The organism is Pigmentiphaga sp., from assembly GCF_019689535.1.
Lineage (GTDB): Bacteria > Pseudomonadota > Gammaproteobacteria > Burkholderiales > Burkholderiaceae_B > Pigmentiphaga.
The window spans coordinates 1-2510 of record NZ_JADGHH010000320.1 but is presented as its reverse complement, the minus strand read 5'-3'; the positions used below and the strand labels follow the sequence as shown (position 1 = coordinate 2510).

The 2510-nt window shown below is 66.6% G+C and carries 3 protein-coding genes; 2 read left to right on the top strand and 1 reads right to left on the bottom strand.

What is annotated here, in order from left to right; all coding sequences use genetic code 11:
• A partial coding sequence (locus IRZ12_RS17265; protein WP_296471253.1) for a LysR family transcriptional regulator occupies nt 1–523 on the bottom strand: 523 nt, incomplete at its 3' end.
• A 127-nt stretch (nt 524–650) separates the two neighbouring features.
• On the opposite strand from IRZ12_RS17265, the gene IRZ12_RS17260 reads away from it, so the two are divergent.
• Together IRZ12_RS17260 and IRZ12_RS17255 are read left to right on the top strand one after the other, a co-directional pair.
• Nucleotides 651–1541 carry a MaoC family dehydratase N-terminal domain-containing protein gene (locus tag IRZ12_RS17260; RefSeq protein WP_296471250.1) on the top strand — a complete coding sequence of 297 codons (891 nt, stop codon included), beginning with the start codon at nt 651–653 and terminating at the stop codon, nt 1539–1541.
• A gap of 15 nt (nt 1542–1556) precedes the next feature.
• Nucleotides 1557–2480, top strand: a complete 924-nt coding sequence (locus IRZ12_RS17255; protein WP_296471248.1) for a CoA ester lyase — start codon at nt 1557–1559, stop codon at nt 2478–2480.
• Nucleotides 2481–2510 lie beyond the last annotated feature (30 nt).

Here is a 2510-nt window from a genome sequence, read left to right as displayed (position 1 = left end):
GGCCAGTAGGCACCGCGCCGGACCAGCACGTACACGGTGCTGGTCGGGAATAGATGATCGACCGGACGATCGGTGCCGTCGAAAGGCCGAGGTCCATTTCCCCGGCAGCGACTAGGTCGGCGATTTCCGAGGGCGTCGCCTGCACCAGGTGCAATCCGACGCCGGGGTGGCGCTTGGCAAATGCGGCGATGATGTCCTGCAAGGCATAGCGCGCATGCGTATGCGTGGTCGCGATGGCGAGCCGCCCGCTCGCTTCGCGCCGGTGGTCCGACACAATGTGGGAGATATCCTCAGTGGCGGCCAGGATGCCGCGCATGCAATGCAACACCTGCCGGCCGACGTCGGACAGTCCGAGGATGCGGCTCTTGGCCCGGACCAGCAGTGCGACGCCGAGGCTTTCTTCCAGCTGTCCGAGCTGCTTGCTGACTGCCGACTGCGTGGTGTTCAGGCTGCGGGCCGCCCGCGAAACGTTCATGTCGTGATCCACGACGGCGCAGAAGGCCCGGATTTGCTGGAGCTTCATGAAAGGCAAGGCAATGGAAGGAAGGTAATTCCCATTTGGAATGGACTTGCCCAATTTATCATTTCCCGGAAACGGAGAATGACTCTACGATGCGCACATCACTCTGTCATTCCAGCGAGGCATCACCGTGACTTCAGATTCTTCTTCCTCGGCGCTCGAAGCGCTGCAAGCCTGGGTTGGCCGAAGCGAGACCAATGCCGATGTCGTCACGCCCCAGCTGGCTGAGCGCCTGTCGGCCACCCTGGAAGCGCGGCGCGGCACCTCGTTCGCCCGCGGGGACGAACTGCCGCAGATGTGGTACAGCGTCTTGTTTCCGCGCGTGGTGCCACGCTCGCAGCTGGGCCGCGATGGGCATCCCGCGCTGGGCGATTTCCTTCCGCCCGTGCCGCTGCCCAAGCGCATGTTTGCGGGCAAGCGCATCGAGTTCGTCGCGCCCATTCGCATCGGCGACGAGCTTGAGCGTGTTTCGACCATCGCCTCGGTCACGCCCAAGCAAGGCAGTTCCGGCCCATTGGTGTTCGTGACCGTGCGCCACGTGGTCAGCAATGCGGCAGGCACGGCGGTGATCGAAGAGCAGGACGTGGTGTATCGCGACAGCACGCTGGGCAAGCAAGGGGCTGCCAAGGGTGCGCCGGAATTCCAGGCCGAGCGGCGCTCCGATCCCATCGTCGCGGATACGGTCATGCTGTTTCGCTACAGTGCGCTCTGCTTCAACGGCCATCGCATCCACTACGACCAGCCCTATGCCACGCAGGTGGAAGGGTATCCCGGGCTGGTCGTCAATGGCGGGCTGTCCACGTTGTGCGCGACGGAACACCTCTACGAGGCCTGGGAGGGCGTGCGGTTGGCGCGCATATCGACGCGCAACACGGCGCCGCTGTTCGAAGGCGAGGTGTTCCACGTTGAAAGCCGTACCGGCGATGAACCGGGCACGATTGCATTCCGCGTGGTGACCGAGAGCGGCAAGACCACCTTGCAAGGGGTGGCGACCCGGGCGGCGCATCCGGCCGCAGCGTGAGTAGGGGAGGAAGACATGACGACGAGCATGGCCGAGATGGCCAAACGACGCGACCTGCCGGTGTGGCGGTCGTTGCTGTATGTGCCGGCGAACGTGCCGCGCTTCATCGAGAAGGCGCACACCCGTGGCGCGGACGCCATCCTGCTGGATCTGGAAGACAGCGTGCCGGCCGGTGAAAAGGAGGCGGCGCGCGGCGCCGTGGCGAGCGCCGCCGCCCACGTGCGGCAGGGCGGTGCCGACGTGCTGGTGCGTGTGAACCGGCCGCTCGCCCTATGCGTGCGCGACATCGAGGCCAGCGTGTGCGCCGAGGTCGACGGCATCGCCATCACCAAGGTGGACGGCCCTTCGCACGTGCGCCTGCTCGACGAGCTGGTGACCGAGCTGGAATCCGAGCGGGGCGTGCCGCTCGGCAAGACGCGGTTCCTGCTGATGATCGAGACTCCCGAGGCGTTCGAGCAGATGACCGACATCGCGCGCGCATCGCCGCGCGTGGCGGCCATGAACATCGGTGGCGAGGACTTCGCCTTGAACGGCGGCTTCGAGCCGACCGACGAAGCCCTGCTCATGCCCAAGCAGCGCATGATCCTCGCCGCGCGCGCGGCCGGCGTCATGCCCCTGGGGTACATCGGGACGGTGGCCGACTTCTCCGACTGGGAAAAATTCCGCGCCATGGTCCGCCGGTCGCGGCAATTCGGTTTCGATGGCGCGAGCTGCGTCCATCCCGGGCAGGTCGCGATCGTGAATGAGGAATACGGCCCGCGGCCGGACGAACTGGCCTACGCCAAGCGCGTCATCGCGGCGGCGGACCAGGCCCAGGCGGAGGGACGCGCGTCGTTCCAGTTGGATGGCAAGATGATCGACATCCCGGTGATCGAGCGCGCGCGCAGGCTCTTGGCGCGCCAGGAGCGCGTCGAGGCGCGCGCCGCCGCCCGCAGGTAACCGTTGGGAGGGGCCGGGGCAGGGCCGCCT